The 17,153-nt window shown below is 47.0% G+C and carries 16 protein-coding genes; 10 read left to right on the top strand and 6 right to left on the bottom strand.

The window, feature by feature from the left end; translation table 11 throughout:
* Positions 1-34: 34 nt before the first annotated feature.
* On the bottom strand, positions 35-658 hold the full coding sequence (locus AC8GE9_RS02585) for a TetR/AcrR family transcriptional regulator (protein WP_506675548.1): 624 nt from the start codon (positions 656-658) through the stop codon (positions 35-37).
* Positions 659-974: 316 nt separating this feature from the next.
* Here AC8GE9_RS02585 and AC8GE9_RS02580 point away from each other — a divergent pair, with 316 nt between their 5' ends.
* The 10 genes from AC8GE9_RS02580 to AC8GE9_RS02535 all read left to right on the top strand — a co-directional run bounded on the left by AC8GE9_RS02580 (position 975) and on the right by AC8GE9_RS02535 (position 14,287).
* Entirely contained in the window at positions 975-2,087 is a 1,113-nt protein-coding gene (locus AC8GE9_RS02580; protein ID WP_506675547.1) for a YHYH protein, read from the top strand.
* A gap of 14 nt (positions 2,088-2,101) precedes the next feature.
* Complete coding sequence (locus tag AC8GE9_RS02575; protein WP_506675546.1) at positions 2,102-3,169, top strand: RCC1 domain-containing protein; 1,068 nt, start codon at positions 2,102-2,104, stop codon at positions 3,167-3,169.
* Positions 3,162-5,069, top strand: a complete 1,908-nt coding sequence (locus AC8GE9_RS02570) for a multicopper oxidase family protein (protein ID WP_506675545.1) — start codon at positions 3,162-3,164, stop codon at positions 5,067-5,069. The genes AC8GE9_RS02575 and AC8GE9_RS02570 overlap by 8 nt, the downstream gene beginning before the upstream one ends.
* Before the next feature lie 159 nt (positions 5,070-5,228).
* Positions 5,229-6,896, top strand: coding sequence for a di-heme-cytochrome C peroxidase (locus AC8GE9_RS02565; protein WP_506675544.1), 1,668 nt, complete (start codon positions 5,229-5,231; stop codon positions 6,894-6,896).
* A 197-nt stretch (positions 6,897-7,093) separates the two neighbouring features.
* Complete coding sequence (locus tag AC8GE9_RS02560; protein ID WP_506675543.1) at positions 7,094-8,266, top strand: type II secretion system protein L; 1,173 nt, start codon at positions 7,094-7,096, stop codon at positions 8,264-8,266.
* On the top strand, positions 8,259-8,762 hold the full coding sequence (locus AC8GE9_RS02555) for a type II secretion system protein M (protein ID WP_506675542.1): 504 nt from the start codon (positions 8,259-8,261) through the stop codon (positions 8,760-8,762). The genes AC8GE9_RS02560 and AC8GE9_RS02555 overlap by 8 nt, the downstream gene beginning before the upstream one ends.
* Positions 8,759-9,538, top strand: a complete 780-nt coding sequence (gene gspN, locus AC8GE9_RS02550) for a type II secretion system protein N (RefSeq protein ID WP_506675541.1) — start codon at positions 8,759-8,761, stop codon at positions 9,536-9,538. The genes AC8GE9_RS02555 and gspN overlap by 4 nt, the downstream gene beginning before the upstream one ends.
* 9 nt (positions 9,539-9,547) lie before the next feature.
* On the top strand, positions 9,548-11,662 hold the full coding sequence (gene gspD / locus AC8GE9_RS02545) for a type II secretion system secretin GspD (protein WP_506675540.1): 2,115 nt from the start codon (positions 9,548-9,550) through the stop codon (positions 11,660-11,662).
* Positions 11,659-13,062, top strand: a complete 1,404-nt coding sequence (locus tag AC8GE9_RS02540) for a GspE/PulE family protein (RefSeq protein WP_506675539.1) — start codon at positions 11,659-11,661, stop codon at positions 13,060-13,062. Before gspD ends, AC8GE9_RS02540 begins: the two co-directional genes overlap by 4 nt.
* A gap of 1 nt (position 13,063) precedes the next feature.
* Positions 13,064-14,287, top strand: a complete 1,224-nt coding sequence (locus AC8GE9_RS02535; RefSeq protein WP_506675538.1) for a type II secretion system F family protein — start codon at positions 13,064-13,066, stop codon at positions 14,285-14,287.
* A gap of 23 nt (positions 14,288-14,310) precedes the next feature.
* Here AC8GE9_RS02535 and gspK read toward each other — a convergent pair whose 3' ends face one another.
* The 5 genes from gspK to gspG are packed head-to-tail and all read right to left on the bottom strand — an operon-like array spanning position 14,311 to position 17,150.
* A complete protein-coding gene (gene gspK, locus AC8GE9_RS02530; protein ID WP_506675537.1) occupies positions 14,311-15,249 on the bottom strand; it encodes a type II secretion system minor pseudopilin GspK in 939 nt (312 codons plus the stop codon).
* Positions 15,250-15,831, bottom strand: a complete 582-nt coding sequence (locus AC8GE9_RS02525) for a PulJ/GspJ family protein (protein WP_506675536.1) — start codon at positions 15,829-15,831, stop codon at positions 15,250-15,252. It lies immediately after the preceding gene.
* Positions 15,828-16,256, bottom strand: a complete 429-nt coding sequence (locus AC8GE9_RS02520) for a type II secretion system protein (protein ID WP_506675535.1) — start codon at positions 16,254-16,256, stop codon at positions 15,828-15,830. The genes AC8GE9_RS02525 and AC8GE9_RS02520 overlap by 4 nt, the downstream gene beginning before the upstream one ends.
* Positions 16,253-16,708: a prepilin-type N-terminal cleavage/methylation domain-containing protein gene (locus AC8GE9_RS02515; protein ID WP_506675534.1), complete on the bottom strand. Its 456-nt coding sequence runs from the start codon at positions 16,706-16,708 to the stop codon at positions 16,253-16,255. The genes AC8GE9_RS02520 and AC8GE9_RS02515 overlap by 4 nt, the downstream gene beginning before the upstream one ends.
* Positions 16,680-17,150: a type II secretion system major pseudopilin GspG gene (gene gspG / locus AC8GE9_RS02510; RefSeq protein WP_506675533.1), complete on the bottom strand. Its 471-nt coding sequence runs from the start codon at positions 17,148-17,150 to the stop codon at positions 16,680-16,682. The genes AC8GE9_RS02515 and gspG overlap by 29 nt, the downstream gene beginning before the upstream one ends.
* Positions 17,151-17,153 lie beyond the last annotated feature (3 nt).

Raw genomic sequence — 17,153 nt, 5'->3', positions numbered from 1 at the left:
TATTGCCAAAGAGGTGGTGAATAATCTTAGCCACTCAAACTCTCGCAGCAATCTTACCTAGCAGGCCCGTTGCTGGTAGTTTTGGTAAAGAAGGCATTGGAATTTTTAATAGATCATCCGCTATTTTTGAATCCAGACCCAAACCCATCAGCACTTGATACAGCACTTTATTTTCATAACTCGTAGACGCTGACTTGCCAAGCATTGTGTGAATACCACCAATGAGACTCCCGATCAAAAGGTTGCACCCAATTGAAGCAGGCATTTTAGTAAATACCCCTTCTTTAATACCAAGTTCGATGTCAGCGCTGATATGTTTAAAAACGTTGGTATCGGGGTTTTGACTCGGCCAAGGCAGTTGAATAAGAAAATTTCCTAAAAGCGGCACTTTCACCAAATAACGCATCGTGAGCTTTGAAGTGACAACCAAGCGGGTCGCTGTGTCTGGAATCTGATGCGTGATCGCCTCGATCTCAGTGGTGAGTTCGTGCGCAAGTTGACTCGCAAGGGCCAAAACGGATGCCTGAACGGATGGAAAGTATTTATAGAAGCTACCCCGAGAGACTTGCGCTTGCTGAACGACGTCATCAACATCGATCTCATGAATCGATTTCTCGAAAGATAGCGACAGCACACTGAATATTAGAGTGTTTTGCATTTCCTCACGTCGCGAGGCTGCAACTCTAATTCGATGGTCTTGGATTTTCAACATGGCGTTATTTTTAGCCCAATGGCGGTTTTGTTTAGGAAATATTAAGAGCCGCTGACTGAGTCGTTTTGCTTGGAGCGCTCAAAACCTATATTGGTTAATTTTACAACCTTGAAAGTCACGCATCAATTGCGCTTGCTTAAATATAAAAGGACATGATTTAATAAACACAATGTCACTATGACATATTAATATTATGACATGAGCGATTGCAGTATAAAAATTCGCATACGTTCATTAGACGTTGCATAATTCGGAAAAAACCATGAATGACATGAAAAAATATCTCGGCCGTTGCTTCGTCATTTTTGGAATGCTGACATTAATGGTGGGATGCGGGGATGGCTCGTCATCGAGCAGTTCGCAAACAGATCCTGGCACGCCAACAACGCTCGTGACTGCGCCCAATGGTTTGAGCACTCAAATCTGCGAAAGAAATGGTCAATGTATTTCTCCTCTTTTTACAAAACTCGCTGAGGTTTCGAACAAACTGAGCATCGCAGCTACGCCTTGGACAGACACCACTACGAATATCATTACCATCAATCAAACCCCTTTCGTCGAAGGTGAGGTGATGGCTGCGCAGATCGACCCGGCTGGCAGCGTGTTCAAAATCACAACCGATGACAAATATCGCTACTTCGAGGGCAATGGTTTACCAAGTACGCCGATGGGCAGTTTTCCTGTGCAACCAGGCACAGCGGCCTACTCTTATTACGCTGCCTTACCGGGCGGGACCGATCCGAGAACAGGTCAACAATATTCCTCTGCAGCCGCCATTTCTATTTCTCCTTACAACCTGACCAGCAAATTGCCGTTAAACCCTAAAGTGACTGGCTTTAATCCGATTAACTCGCTCATCATTGGTATCACGTTGACCGGAACAGCGTGGCATGCAGAAATCGCGAACGATTCGAATGGTAATTGGTACAGTCCAACCAATGCACTGCCTAATGATAAGTGCTTTGGTCATCCCTATGCTCAGCAGTATCACCTGCACGGCTATTCATGGAGGTGCTTCCCCAGTCAAGGGACGACAGGTCATTCACCCTTAGTTGGCTATGCGCTGGATGGTTTCGGCATTTATGGTCCACGCGGCGATGATGGAAAAATGGTCACAAATGCTCAGCTAGACGAGTGTCATGGCCATACACACCCCGTTGAATTTAATGGCACGATTCAAAACATCTATCACTACCATTTGAATAACGAATATCCTTTTTCTGTGGGCTGTTTTAGAGGAACGCCTGACTACGCTGCGGCACTTGGCTCCGAGGACATGCGATTTGGCGTGCCCTATGACAAGCTTCCGGATCTGTCAGGAAATACGGTTCCTCCGGATGTGACCTCTGAAATAATAAAAGGCGGGGTGCGCTAGGTACGATCGAAAACGTGTCCTTCAACATTCGTGCGGTGAATGCTGGCAAAAGCCAAACTTTAGCGCTTTTGCATACGGGCGAGGTACTGGGATGGGGCGGAGCGGGCAGCGGTCGCTATTCGCCCGGAAATATCGATATCTGCAGCCCCCGAAGATCGAATCGCGAGCCTGTATTCGTTGGGCAATCTGAACGTTTTTCTGCAACGTCAGCAGGCTACGGCGTCAGTCTGGGCGTCACGACGAAAAGCGAGCTGTTAGTTTGGGGTTGGAATCCAATTGGTATTGGTGGTGCTCCGGCAAGTTCTGAAATACCCACTTTAATAGAGGCCATCAGTCGCCCAGTATCCGTGGCGGCAGGTCAATCACTCTTTGCTGCCATTGATCAAACAGGCAGCCTCTACACCTGGGGGCTCAATGTTGACCACGCCTTGGGCCGGCCGTCTGAACAAATGAATGCTTTGCCTGGCGTTGTGCAGGGCCTACCCGCCATGCAAGCAGTCGAGCTGGGCGACAACTTTATGCTTGCGTTGACGCGTGCGGGCGAAGTTTTTTCTTTTGGCAGTAATTCTGCAGGACAACTTGGGCTAGGGCATTTAAACAATACCGCCACTCCAGCGCTTGTGCGTATGACGGCTTCGATCAAAAGTATCGCCGTCGGTGCAACCCACGTCTTGGCACTGAGCCGTGAGGGCGACGTTTACGCTTGGGGTAGCAATCAATATGGTCAGTTAGGTCATTCACAGCAGCGCTACGTCAATCAAGCGACCTTGCTAAAGATGCCAGAAAAAATCACAGCACTCGCTGCCGGTACGCATTTTTCCTTAGCGTTAACAGAAGCCGGTCACGTCTATGCTTGGGGGTGGAACGGTTTTGGCCAGCTTGGTACCAATGACACACAGCCTCGGAGCTCGCCCACAAAAGTGCTGGGACTTACTCAGGTGCAGGCCATCGCTGCGGGTGAGATGCATGCGGTTGCAGTTGGCAAGCAAGCTTTATACGGCTGGGGAAGTAATGAAACCGGTCAGCTTGGTCGTGCCGCCCAACAACAATTGATCCCTGTTCCCTTTTGGGAAAATGGCTGATGCGACCATGACCAACGGTCACGATCAAGAAAACGCCAGGCGTCAATTTTTACGCTACGGTTTAACCATCGCCTCGGGCATCGTGGTGCCACTGAGCTTGACGGCATGTGAGCAAAACGAGCGTGAGCGTCTAAAGGCGCCGGTACAGACCTTCGTCCAACCACCTCTGCTCGAAGCAAAAAATGGATTGCTGGATGTCACGCTGACCATTTCATATTTTGATACCTTGATATCGGGCGCACAGCCAAAGGACCGTCATCCCGTGTCCTTACGCGCCTATGGCTATGACACTCAGCGCGCAGGCTACGCAGGTCCAAGCTTAGTGGTGCGTGGCGGCGATACCTTAAGGATTCGGTTGCTGAATCAATTGCCGGAGAATCCTCCCTTTCGAGCCTTTCGCGATCCTACAAATTTCATCAAGCCCAATACGACGAATTTGCACGTGCACGGTTTGCATGTGTTTCCGGGGATCAATGAAAATACGACACCGCCTGAGTATGGTGACTATGTGGTGGATCCTAATTACGGTGGCGTATTGCCAAATGGGGAATCTCGTCAGTATGTTCACCGCATACCCAAAGATCACCCTGCCGGACCGTTCTACTATCACCCGCAATATCATGGCTCAAGTGCCTTGCAAGTCGCAAGCTTGATGTCGGGCGCGATTATGGTCAGAGGGGCGGTGGACGACTTGCCAGAAATGGCGCAAGCGACTGAGCTGATTTTTTTGTTTCAGGCGCCCTATTTTGCATTGAATCCATTCTTTCATGACGGGCTCGGTGTTGCCGATGGTCGCTTAGAAAAGTTTTGGCAGTTGACGCAAAACCCTACCGGTCGAGGCCTAAAGAAACAGAGGCGTGATGATCAGTATAGTGATGCTCAGCCCGTCATGATTAATGGTGTGCGTCGACCGACGATCGTGATGCGGTCTGGCGAAGTGCAGCGTTGGCGGTTGATCAATACTCAGGTGTTTAACTCTCTCAATCTCAGTCTAGATGGGCACGTGCTCAAGCAATACACCGCGGATGGCTGGGGGAGCGCTTCGTATGTTGATCATGACGATGCCAGAAAAACGAGCGGTCTGGGTTTGCAACTCGCGCCCGGTAATCGCGCCTCAGTCGTGGTCCAAGCAGACAAGCCGGGCACGTATTACTTGCGCGGTTTACCTATAAAAATTTCGGAAGGTGCGCATCCAATCGTCTTGCCAGAAGATATCTTGGCAACAGTGATTGTGGTCGACGCTGCAGTCAGCATGTCATTACCGAAGGCACCCTTGCCTGTCAGCCAATTTTTAGCGCCCATTACGGATGAAGAGTTAGCCAACAACGGCGGCAAAAAACGCAACATTATTTTTAAGATGAGCGGTAATGACGCGTTGTTTAATGCGCAACAAACACCGAGTCCGTTGGCTCAGGCAGCTGTTGCGCTCGACTCGCTTGCCGCGCAGGCTGAAAAATCCTTCCAATTTAACAAGTTGCAGCTTCAACAAAAGATCGCATCAACCTTCGGATCAAAGTCGCAGACTCCCATCTTTCCGCCGCCACCAAACCTAGTGCCGCCATTTGATATTCAGGCAGCCAACACACTGAATGAAATTGCGATACTGGATGCGGTTGAAGAATGGACTGTTTTCAACATGAATCACCTCGCGCATGTGTTTCATATTCATGTCAATCCGATGTACGTCATCAAGGTGAATGGCAAGCCCATTGAGCCTTATTGGTGCGACACCATCGCGTTACCCACAGGTGGCACCAGCCAAAAACCAAGCTCAATCACTTTTCGCATGCGCTTTAAGGATTTTGCTGGGCCCTTTATCCTACATAATCAACGGCTCCTAGCCAGTGATCTTGGGATGATTCAACGCGTGACCGTTGTGCCGTCAGGGATGCAACTTTAACTTTTCAAAAACATTAAGTTTCTTTGATTGAACTGGTACTTTATAGCGCAATTAGCGTACACTTTTAAAAATATCGTCAAAGAGTGCAATGTTATAAAAATACTAAATTTTACTTATTTCTGAAATTCGATCGTTTTCATTCCATAATATTGGAGAAACATGATGCCCGCCTTAAAAATACCCATGCTCGCGCGTGGCGTGATGTTTTCTTTTCTTGGATTGATGTTGGCCAGTTGCGGGAATGACAGCAATGTAAGCGACTCAGGTGACAAGGCGCCAGTGGCGCTTGATCAAGGTCCTGACTGGAATCCGACCAATCAGGCAGCCTTTTACTATTCCGATCAGGGCTCTTGGATCATGCCTTATGAATGGGCAAAGGCCCTTAAGCTACCAAATGGCCAATCGTTTTTAAGTCAACTCACCACCAGCTATGGCTATTTACCAAACCCAGTCAGCCCGGCGAATCCAGAAGGCTTGCCCGTTGGCTTTTTAGTTGCAAATCCTGGCACTAAAAACCAACAGTTATCCATGAACTGTGCGGCCTGCCACACCCGACAGATTAAAGTTGAAGGCATTAATTACCGCATTGATGGCGGACCCGCGTTTTCTAATTTATACGCACTCTTTAATGGGATCGATCTTATTGTTGGCAATACCCTTTCAGACCAAGCGGCCTTTGATGCGTTTCAAGCTGCCGTGCAAGTTCCTGCAGATACCTTACGGACGCAGTTAAACACTTGGTATAAACCTTACAACACCTTAATGACGAGGTCATTGCCGACCGAGCATTGGGGAATTGGCAGGGCTGATGCAGTGGCTATGCTTCAAAACAGAGTGTCGGGCTTAGATATTGGCCCCATCGAGGACCAAAATATCATTGCCTCAAACATTGCGGTTGCCGCCCAGCCTGTGCGTTATCCTTTTATTTGGAATTCTGGCAAGCAAGACTTCACACAATGGGCAGGGACAAGCATCAACGGAGATGCCACTTATGCCTTTTCGCGTAACACGGGAGAAGCATTAGGGGTCTTCGCGCTTTTTAAACCTCGATCCGATCTGGCGGTTGTTGGCGGCGTCAATTTTTTAATAGAGAATTCGGTCAATTACAATACTGTAAACAATATCCAAACTTTAGTCGATCAAATAGGATCCCCAAAATGGCCATGGCCGGTTGACAATGGGATGGTGCTTCAAGGTAAAGGACTCTACGAAAAAAATTGCACATCATGCCATGGGATTAAACAAGGCCAGCCTCGACCCGGCAACGCTAACACTTGGGCAACGCCTGTTCAAAATGTCAATACAGATAGCTCGTACTATAAAAACTTTGCCGTAGGCAAAGGCACCTCGGATAGTGGCATTTTAACTGGCCTCACTGTCCCTTTTTCTGATCCCATTTCTACGGTGCTCCCAACAGGGGCTGCTATCGTCTCGTTATTTGATGTGGCAAATTCGTCTGCCCTGTTACAACTCGACCCATCTATTGATCTGAACATCAAAGCCCCCAACCGTGAGGTGGGAGAGTTTGAGTCTAAAGTTTTACAAGGTGTCTGGTCCGCAGCGCCCTATCTCCATAATGGCTCTGTTCCAACCTTGGCAGCCTTGCTCACTCCAGCTGCCGAACGACCCACGAGCTTTCAGGTCGGGCCGGTTTATGACTTGGTCAATGTCGGCCTTGCCGTCGAGCAACCCAATGGCTCAGAAACCGTTCGCGTGACAACAGACTGCCAAGTCATGGAAGGTAATAGTCGGTGCGGACATGAGTTTGGTGTCGGACTCACGGCAGATGAAAAAAAGGCTTTGATCGAGTACCTTAAAACGCTTTGAGCTCACTACTTTAGGTGCAAGCGCGACCTGTCTGCATGAGTTGTTAACTCTAGAGTATAGGTAGCCTTGCTTTGAGGGGTCTTTATCACACAAATGTAATCTAATTGGCTGAATGCGCGCGCACAGCAATGTTAAACTTTGAAAAAAGTTTTAAATTCAATTAGTTACGATGAGACCTTCAGGATTGATCTTCCCTAATGCGCCTAATTATTCGTTGCCCCGTACGACCTGTCGCATACGACCCTGAAGATTGGTCTTCGCAGGATTTGTATTTTTCTTGGGCGCAGAGCACCGACACTGACTTTAGAAAGGTCTTAGATTTAGATGCTTTGCCCGTTGCGGACTCTGTGCTCGCGATCATCCCTGGTATTGATGTTCGCTTAACAGAGCTCAAAGTTCCTGCTGTCAGTACCAAAAAAATTATTCAGCTTTTACCCATGCTCTTAGAGGATGAGTTGTTGTCTTCAGTGTCGGACACCAGCTTTCAGTTGCTTCCTCCGATGTTGAATCAATCTCCAGAACTAAGATTAGTGAGCGTGATCAATCGCGACTGGTTATTGTGGCTCAGTCAAAAACTAGCGGTCATCAATTGCGAACAGATTCAATTGATTCCAGAAAGCATGTTGCTGTCAGTATCAGATTCGGTTGTCTATTTTCAGCAAGAAGACACCACGCATTTCTACACTGCAAAAAAATCAGCCACCGATATCCTCTGCTGGTCGCAACCCGCCACTGAACCCATTCTTGTGACGGATGCGCTCAACACTCAGCCTGAATTGCTTGCGTTATCTGCGCCGTTATTAATGAGCGGTATCGTTTCGGAAAAAAAATCTTACGAAGCGATTAATGTATTACCCGAGGCGTTCTACAACCTCAGAAGAGAAAGTCAAAGTGAATTGCAACATTGGCTGTCGCGAGACTTATGGAAGGTACCACTTCGATGGGCGCAATACGCCACACTGACGCTCTGTGTGAGTTATCTTTGCTATTTCTTGACCCTAGTATGGCAAGACCAACAATGGGCAGCCACTCTACAGAATGCAACCAATCAAGTTTTGTCAGAGGGCGGCGGTGATCAGGCGAGCTTTACAAAATTGGTCAACGCCAGTTGCCTTGCTGCGCATAAAAACCTTGAAAATTGCCGCGGAGACTTTGAAAGACAATTACTGGCCCTGCAAGATGTTCTCAAAAATACCCCTCCTGACACATTAAGGACCTTGGAGTATTCCAAAAAAGGCTTAGTTTTTGTGTTACAAGAATCGTCCCTATCCAATAGTCAGCGTTTAGCGCTTGTGCAAAATCAAGCTGTTCAGCGTCTTGGCTCGGCACGTTTTTTATTAAGTCCTTATGCAGATCTTGCTTATGACTAATTTTTCATCGTCATTGATGACGAAAATAAAGCGTGTGCAGATATTTAAGAAAGTGCCACCTATGCTTGCAATGGGGGGCGGAGTATTTCTGTTAACGGTTGTTCTTTGGTTTTTGTTCCTTAAACCGCTGCAGCAAACGCTCGAACTGCGTTTACAAAAATACCCTGCGCAATTATTGAGTATCCAAGAGCTCAATCAAACGCTGCGTCTGTATAAAGACAAGGACCTGCGCCTCACAGGCCTGTCAGACGAGGCCTTAGGTGCCATGGAGAAAAACCTGTTATCTCAGGGACTCAAATTTACGTTGGTTCGGTCAGAGAACACAAACGCATTGCAGCTAGATTTAAACATTGAAGAAATCGAATTTAGTCGTTGGCTTGAGCTTTTGGTGGATTTTCGAAAAAATAATGGGCTGTACCCGAGCAAGGTTGTCATCAAAAAAAATGATGGTATTGGCGTGATTCAAGCGAACACTACCTTGGTGCAAGCGCGATGAATCTTCAATTTGATCGCCTTTCTTTCCGTTTCGGGTGGCCGAGTCGGATCGTGCTGCTCGCTTGTGTACTCATTCTTGCTATCACTTATTTTCCGATACGTTTCTTGAGTTCGTTCGTTGCTAAAATGACCAATTGTCAGGTCATGCTGCTCCAACCCGAAGGGTCGATTTGGCAGGGCAGTACTCAGCTTGGCTTTTCAGCGATTAAATCCAGTTCCTCAGAAACGTGTCCAAACCCTCAAGTAGGCTCTGAACGCTTTTCTTGGAAAACTCAGTTTTCAGTATTTGATTTAAAAACTACATGGGTGATCCAGTATGTCAACACCGTCCGGCCAGTTGAACTGATCGTTCAACCCCGCGCCATCACGCTGCGTAGCAATCAAATTGAGCTACCGGCCAGTCTGATAGAGGTCGCGGGTGGGGTATTGCGTACGCTGAATTTTCGTGGAAAATTAGACATTCGTTGGGACGACCTTATTTGGGATGGGTCGCCCAGAGGGCTTGTTGAGGTTAAATTTTTGAATGTGGCGAGTCCGATTAGCCCAATTAAACCTCTCGGAAGTTATGCCTTAACACTTCAAATTAATCAGGCGTTAAGGTTTGATTTTTCTACCATCACTGGTCCCTTGCTCTTAACGGCAAAGGGAGGCGTTGATAGAGGTCGCTTGTCTTTGCAAGGAGAGGCAACGGCTGCTCCAGAATCGATTGACTCCTTGATTGGCTTGCTCTCAATCATTGGAAATAGAGACGGCGCTATCTACCGCTTTAAAATTTAAGGGATCGTTATGTTTCGTTTGTCTAAAACTTTTTTACAGTTTGTGCTCATCCTGCTTGTGCAGCAAAACAGTTTTGCACAAAACAATAATATCAACTTGAACTTTAATAATGCGGATGTCGATGCTGTCATTTCGACTATTTCCCGGGCCACCAATCGGTCGATTATTGTTGATCCAAAAGTTCGGGGAAAGATTTCTTTGATGAGTAGTCAGCCGCTCACACCCGATCAAGCGATCGACCGCTTGTCGACAGCCCTTCGTATGAATGGCTTTGCGCTCGTCAATACACCCGGTGGCTATCGCGTTGTAACAGAAGCCGATGCTAAATTGCAGTCTTCTCAGATTTACACCGCAAAAACAGATGTGGCGGGCGATCAAATTATTACCCGCGTGTTTCATTTAAATTTTGCATCAGCCGCCAATGTGGTCAATTTACTCAGGCCTCTGATTTCGCCCAATAATACGATCAACGCCTTACCCGGCAATAACTCAATCGTTGTGACCGATTACGCCAGCAACCTCGGGCGTATTGAAAAAATCATTCAAAGCGTCGACAACCCCGCTGCGACCAAAGTTGAAACGATTGCGTTAAATAATGCGCAAGCGGCCAAAGTGGCAGCGCTTGTCAATCGGGCGCTCGAAACCAGTGTGCCTCAGGGTGGCGATCCTCTTTCGAAACCCACCGTTCTGGCAGATCCCAGAACAAATTCACTCATCATTCGGAGTGGCAATGCCGAGCGGTTAGCGCAAATCCGAAGACTCGTCGCGACCCTCGACACCTCAAAAAATGTGGGGAGTATTTATGTGGTGCCTTTGAAAAATGCAGAGGCGGCCAAATTAGCGATTACCTTACGGGCACTCGTGGCGGCGGATGGTTCTTCGAATGATCCGACCAATACAAACGCCCAAGGCAACTCCAATATCAATGCCCGAGCGCCAACGACCCCTAATCAGGGTGCCGCCTCAGCGATGAACCTAGGCGGAGCCGGCGGCGCCGGCGGCGCCAATCCTCTTGGAGGTGGATCATCCGCTGCAGCCTCCACCGCGTTGACAAGCACCAGCGAGCCCTCTACCGGGGGCATTATTCAGGCCGATCCGAATACAAACTCGTTGATTATTACGGCAACCGAACCCGTTTTTAGAGATTTAATGAAAGTGATCGCGCAGCTCGATCGGCGTCGGGCTCAGGTCTATATCGAATCCATGATTGTGGAATTAACGGATCAAAATGCAGCCGAACTCGGGGTTCAGTGGCAGGCGCTCAACAGTTCAAACACTGCTTTTGCCGGCACAAATTTTATCGGACCTACCACTTCAGGCAATACAAACATCATCGGAGCCAGTGCTGCAATTAACGCAGTACTTGGCACAGCCGGTGCAGTCGCAACAGCGCCCTTAGGTCTTGGACTGAACGTGGGCTCAATCACGAGTTTTGGAAAAAATTTAGCGTTTTCTTCTCTGTTGAGAGCAGTTTCAACCATTTCTGGTGCAAACGTATTATCAACGCCTAATTTAATGACACTCGACAACGAAGAGGCTCGTATCATTGTCGGTCAAAATATTCCAATTGTGACGGGCTCTTACGCGCAAACAGGCAGCGCGACGACCGTCACCCCTTTTCAAACCTTTACGCGACAGGATGTAGGTTTAACGTTGCGTGTTCGACCTCAAGTATCTGAAAATGGCACGGTGAAGCTTCAGATTTTCCAAGAAGTATCGAGTATTCAAAATTTTTCGGCTGCCACCGGCGTGGTTTTAAATAAGCGAAATGTCGAATCCAATGTGATTGTTGAGGACGGACAAATTATTGTGTTGGGTGGTCTCATTGGTGATGACTACACTGACGGCAGTTCAAAGATTCCGTGGCTAGGTGATCTGCCCTTGATTGGTGCTCTGTTCAGATACGACAACAAGTCCCGAAAGAGATCGAATTTGATGGTTTTTATACGCCCTACTGTATTGCGCAATAACGAAGAAAACAATATTTTTTCAAACAATAAGTTAGATGATATGGAAGAAAAACGTAAAAGCTTTGTTCAAGCACCGATGTTGCTTAAAAAAGAAAATTTAAATGCCTCGGACTTGAGAGATGTGAGAGACATCATGCATGATATTGCACCATGATGAAAATCCCTTTTTCCTTTGCTAAAACCCACGAAGTCTTGTTGCTAGGCGCGCTAGAAGAAACGCCAACTCTCTATTGGAGTCTTAAAACAAAGCCCTCTATTCTTCATGAGGTTGCTCGCCACTTAGGACCCCTTCACTTCTGTAAAAAGAGCTCCGAAGAAATTCTTTCAATGATTAGCCAAGAGTTTGCTAAAAATGAAACGGACGCAGCAACGGTAGTGGATGAGTTAGAGGAAAATGTTGATCTCGCGCGCTTGATGCAAGATATCCCTCTGACGCAAGATCTGTTAGAGCTTAAAAATGATGCGCCCATCATTCGCATGATGAATAGCCTGTTTAAACAAGCGAGCCGTGATGGTGCGTCAGATATTCACCTAGAAGCCTATGAAAAACAATCTGTCGTGCGTTTTCGGGTAGACGGAGATTTACGAGACGTTGTGGATTTAAAGCGTGGTCTGCATTCAGCCTTAGTATCAAGAATTAAAATTATGGCGTCACTGGATATCGCTGAAAAGCGCATGCCTCAGGACGGCAGGATCTCTTTAAGAGTCGGAAATAAGGCGTTAGATATCCGGGTTTCCACGCTGCCAACGGCTCACGGTGAGCGGGTGGTCATGCGCTTGCTAGAAAAAAATTACTCTAAATTAGATTTGAAAGTGCTGGGCATGGCGCCAGATACTGAAAAAATTTTTTTAGAACTGATCAATAAGCCTTATGGGATTGTGCTGGTCACAGGCCCCACAGGTAGTGGAAAAACCACCACGCTCTATAGCGCGCTGTTAACCCTACGCTCGCAAGTCACCAACATTATGACTGTCGAAGACCCCATTGAATACAATCTGGAGGGTGTCGGACAAACACAGGTCAATTCGCGCATTGAAATGAATTTTGCGAGGGCGCTGCGTGCAATCCTGCGTCAAGATCCTGATATTGTCATGATCGGTGAGATCCGCGATTTAGAAACGGCACAAATCGCTGTTCAGGCCTCTCTGACGGGCCATCTGGTGCTGGCGACGCTTCACACAAACGACGCCCCTTCCGCCGTCACGCGCTTAATCGATATGGGCATCGAACCGTTTTTGTTATCCTCTTCGTTGCTAGGTGTCTTGGGTCAGCGTCTCATCCGCTTGAGCTGTACGGCCTGCCAAGGTCAGGGCTGTCCAGAATGCTCACACTCTGGCTTTAAAGGTCGCGCTGGCATTTACGAGTTGATGTCAACGTCTCCAGAACTCAAAGAGTTAATCCACCAAAGTGCTTCAGAAGCACAAATACGACAAAAAGCCCTGGATACTGGGATGCGCTCGTTAAAGCAGGATAGCGAGCGGTGGGTGAGCGCCAACATGACGACGCCTGCAGAAGTCAGGCGCGTGACCGGTATAGATCACCTGGACGCTTAACATGCCATTATTCCAGTTTGAAGCTGTGACCTATGCTGGCAAAACAGAGCGCGGTACTGTTGAGGGCGAAAGCGTGCGTGCGGTCAGACAGCTCTTGTTAAATAAAGAGTTGGTGCCAATTTCGATCACAGATGTGGCACTCACGCAAGCAGCAGTCAAAGAGCGCGGTTTATTCTCTAATCAGAAAGCGATCTCCCCAAAAGATCTGTCCATTTTGTCAAAACAGTTGGCCCTTCTGGTCAAATCTGGCATCTCAATCGAAGACAGTATCACCATACTTTCCGAAGACACGGGTATCAAAAAGCACACGCGTAAAGTGCTTGATTCTATCTTATCGGATATCCGTTCTGGTATGCCCCTTTCTCAGGCACTGGCGAACCATCCCCAATCCTTTGGCGCGTTCTATCAAGGTATCGTCGCTGCGTCCGAACAATCCGGTCAAATGGCTCAGGTGCTGACTCAGTTGGCCATTTTTTTAGAAAAGAGAGAAGCCCTCAAGCAAAAAGCCTTAGGCGCGTTGGTCTATCCCGCAACACTCCTGAGCGTTTCCTTTTTCGTCATCATCTTTTTGATGACCTATGTGGTGCCACAAATTGTTCGGGTGTTTGAATCGACAAAACAAAAATTGCCAGCGATCACGCAAGTTGTGATGGCCATATCTAATTTTTTAACGCAGTGGGGCTTAACGCTTTTACTGGCCGGCTTACTCGGTGCCTTGATCTTTAAATATATGTCGCGTCAACAAGAGTTTCGATACCGCTGCGACGCGTTTTATTTAAAAATACCTATTGTTGGGCAATTACTGCTTGAGTTTGAAACAGCGAGATTCGCCGGGACAATGGCCTTACTTGTGGGTGCCAATGTTCCAATACTCTCGGCGCTACATCATTCAAAAAATACGCTTTCTAACTTGGTTCTCAAAGAAACAATCGAGCTGGCTGAGGCGCGCCTCGCTGAAGGCACTTCGCTGGCCAAGGCCATTGCAAACCAAGGAATATTTTCACCAATCCTCGTGCACTTAATCCGCTCGGGTGAGGCGAGCGGACAGTTAGCGGAAATGTTGTCTTATGCCGCAGAAAACGCAGAGGCGGAAGCCGAAAGTAAAACCAAGATATTTACCAATTTACTTGAGCCCGTGTTGATTTTATTGATGGGGGGCTTTGTGCTCACCATTGTGATGGCCGTAATGCAACCGATCTTACAGATGAACAACGGTATCCGTTAAACCGCAGACTTGAAGCATCAAGATCATTGCACTTGAGTGACTTTTTGCTTGCTCCACAGCACCACGGTGAAGTTATTATCAGACTGTCGACCGATAAATCTTTTAATCAAGGTTTGGGTATTAATATTGCGCTGCTCAATCAGCATATTGGTATTTGCTATCCAGTAATCTGATTTGACGCCTATAGAACTGTCTGATTGTAGTAATTTGTTTGGTAGGACTTTTGAAAGCAAGGTCGTGATGTCGCTCTGATTTTTTAACGGTATCGCCAGTCTAAGTTGCGTCAATTTTATGGCATCCGCGGGGGATAAGGTTGGCCACATCGCTAACAACACCTCAACAGAGACGGTGTTTAGGTTGATCGCGGTCGGTTCAGGCAACACGATTGCAAACGGACTGATTTTTTTAATCGTGTCACTGGTGTAGCCCGGAACATTGATCAGCTCCTCTAGATATTGAAGCCGCTGGTTATTACGCAGGACATACTGGGCTGTTTGATTGGCTAGGTTCTTGTTCAGTCCGAGTTGCTCAAGCAAATTTGAATAGGTCTGCATAGCGGCCAGATTGATAGTGGTGAAGTTTACATCCCATAAATTTGAAATATTGAAAAGTGCTTGGGCGTCTTGAATCGAGCCACTAAAGTTGACGTTTTTTAGTTCTTCTGGAAGCTCTTGATTTTTAATGAAGTCGTCAATATTGCTATTTTCAATGGGCAGCGCCCAGATTTCGCCTAAGTGATCGACCCCTTGGCTACTCAATAAATCAATTCTTAAGATCAATCTCACGATATCGATGAGCGAGCGTTGCAACCAATAGATTTGCGTATTTTCTTTGTAAATCCGAGTCTTTCTAATTTCAAAATCTTGTTGCCACACTAGACTGGCGATACAGATCGAAATGAGACTGACCACGATTAAAGCCATAATCGTGGCAGATCCTTGTTGTGAGTGTGCCTCACGCATTTACAACTTCCCTTCTGCGATACAAGAACTCGTTAATGGAGCGAAATTGCCCATGAGTGAGAGTGAAATTTGCAGGCCTGAAGCAAATTTATTGGTGGACGAACTCCAGTAGGGCTCAATTTTATGCTGCAAGACACCTGGCAGTTGATAGGATAATTGCGTCGAGGCTACGCCTGAATCTGGATTTTTGGACAATAGTTCGAGTATGTCCACGGCGTCTTGCTTATTGCTAAAAGGCATCGTGGTGTATCTTTTAAAAGAATTATTCTCTAAGACATAGCCCACAAATTGCCAACCACTTGCTTGCATAGAAGAATAATGTCTCAAGATCCAAGTATATGTCTTTCCTTGAATAAAAGTAGGCGGTAATTTTCCATCATTATTATTAGCCATTCTCTCGCAGTCACTTTGAAAATGCTTCAGCATGACCACCACGGCCTCGTGCTCTTTGATTTGCCCTTCGATACTGTCTTTTACCCGAAACGCGCCACCCAGCCCCTGGCTGGCCATGAGTCCAAGGATGCCTAAGACGACCAGCGCAGCCATCGTTTCGATTAAGGTAAATCCGTGATTGTTCCTCATAGATTTGAATTTAAATAATTGAAGACAATCGTTGTAAGTTTGGCGAGTCGCTGATCTTGTGGCATGGTTGGATCAGATGGACTCGCGAGATAAACCTCAATGTCAACGCGCCTAAACAAAGGATTGGGTGTGGGAAAGGCGGTGCGGATACACACTAATGGAACATTTAATTGCGAGCAGTTTGTTTTGTTGACCTCGAATGAAGGCCATATTTTTTGCAACGCAATTTTGTTCAACGCATCATTGGCCGATAGCATCGCGAAATACTGTTGCTGAAGCGTCGTTTGCGTTTGAACGCTTTGCGTTAAAGCCTTAATGCCTGCCGTGAGGGCAATCGCTAAGATAGAAAGTCCAATCAGGACCTCTATGAGAGAGAAACCTTGCTGCTTAAAATTATTTTTATTTTTAGGCAGCATGATTTTCATTCGATCTCATAATAGCCATCTATCCGGCGGCGAATCGTAGCGGTCAACGTGTCTTGCGTCATCTTGAACAATATGGCAGGCGCGGAACCCGGTCCATCTAAAAGGAATTGAGTTGTGCCTTCAACGATTGTTTGCGTCTTCCACATGAAGGGAGAGAGTGCATCGCCTAGAACATAAAACTCATCTTTCAAGTTCGGTGTTAAAAAGCGCCAACCTTTTTCATCTATCTGAAACATGATCGGAGCGCCCGACAGCGTTGTTTCATCTTTAGCTTGATTCAGACTCACAAGGAGTCTGCGATTCATATCTTTCCATTGCGTTTGCTCAGTGCCGAAAAACGAAACAGACATCATCCCAAACACAATACTGAGGATGACTAAAACAACGAGTACCTCAACCAAGGAAAATCCAGCTTGAGCCTTTTTATTGCCAATTACCGAGATCTGCGTCAAAACCGGTTCCTCCAGGCTTATTGTCTGCTCCTAGACTAAAGACATCAATTTCTCCCCGGGTACCTGGATTGGAGTATTGATAGGCGAAGCCCCACGGATCCTTTGGTAAACGGTCGACATAGCCGTTTGGCTTCCAATTTTGCGGAATTGGCTCACTGGTTGGCTTGGCAACGAGGGCGGAAAGCCCTTGTTCAGTGGTGGGATAACGACCAATATCCAGACGGTAAAGTTTGAGTGCTTGGATAATCGAATTGATGTCTTGTTTGGCGGCGATCACACGTGCTTCGTCTGGTTTGCTCATAATCTGTGGCACGATTAAGGTTGCCATGATTCCAATGATCGCAATGACGACCATGACTTCGATGAGCGTAAAGCCAAGCTGCGAACGATTTTCGATACTATGACCATTCAGTTTGCGATCGAAAAATTTAAATGTTCTCATTTG

This window comes from Zwartia lucis, assembly GCF_965234455.1.
In the GTDB taxonomy this organism is placed as follows: domain Bacteria; phylum Pseudomonadota; class Gammaproteobacteria; order Burkholderiales; family Burkholderiaceae_B; genus Zwartia; species Zwartia lucis.
The sequence above is the reverse complement of the archived record's forward strand: the minus strand, read 5'-3'. Positions and strand labels throughout refer to the sequence as shown.

Coding starts and splice junctions, on each gene's coding strand:
- AC8GE9_RS02585 (WP_506675548.1), bottom strand. CDS start 658: ATGCAAAACACTCTAATATTCAGTGTGCTGTCGCTATCTTTCGAGAAA.
- AC8GE9_RS02580 (WP_506675547.1), top strand. CDS start 975: ATGAATGACATGAAAAAATATCTCGGCCGTTGCTTCGTCATTTTTGGA.
- AC8GE9_RS02570 (WP_506675545.1), top strand. CDS start 3,162: ATGGCTGATGCGACCATGACCAACGGTCACGATCAAGAAAACGCCAGG.
- AC8GE9_RS02565 (WP_506675544.1), top strand. CDS start 5,229: ATGATGCCCGCCTTAAAAATACCCATGCTCGCGCGTGGCGTGATGTTT.
- AC8GE9_RS02560 (WP_506675543.1), top strand. CDS start 7,094: ATGCGCCTAATTATTCGTTGCCCCGTACGACCTGTCGCATACGACCCT.
- AC8GE9_RS02555 (WP_506675542.1), top strand. CDS start 8,259: ATGACTAATTTTTCATCGTCATTGATGACGAAAATAAAGCGTGTGCAG.
- gspN (WP_506675541.1), top strand. CDS start 8,759: ATGAATCTTCAATTTGATCGCCTTTCTTTCCGTTTCGGGTGGCCGAGT.
- gspD (WP_506675540.1), top strand. CDS start 9,548: ATGTTTCGTTTGTCTAAAACTTTTTTACAGTTTGTGCTCATCCTGCTT.
- AC8GE9_RS02540 (WP_506675539.1), top strand. CDS start 11,659: ATGATGAAAATCCCTTTTTCCTTTGCTAAAACCCACGAAGTCTTGTTG.
- AC8GE9_RS02535 (WP_506675538.1), top strand. CDS start 13,064: ATGCCATTATTCCAGTTTGAAGCTGTGACCTATGCTGGCAAAACAGAG.
- gspK (WP_506675537.1), bottom strand. CDS start 15,249: ATGCGTGAGGCACACTCACAACAAGGATCTGCCACGATTATGGCTTTA.
- AC8GE9_RS02525 (WP_506675536.1), bottom strand. CDS start 15,831: ATGAGGAACAATCACGGATTTACCTTAATCGAAACGATGGCTGCGCTG.
- AC8GE9_RS02520 (WP_506675535.1), bottom strand. CDS start 16,256: ATGAAAATCATGCTGCCTAAAAATAAAAATAATTTTAAGCAGCAAGGT.
- gspG (WP_506675533.1), bottom strand. CDS start 17,150: ATGAGAACATTTAAATTTTTCGATCGCAAACTGAATGGTCATAGTATC.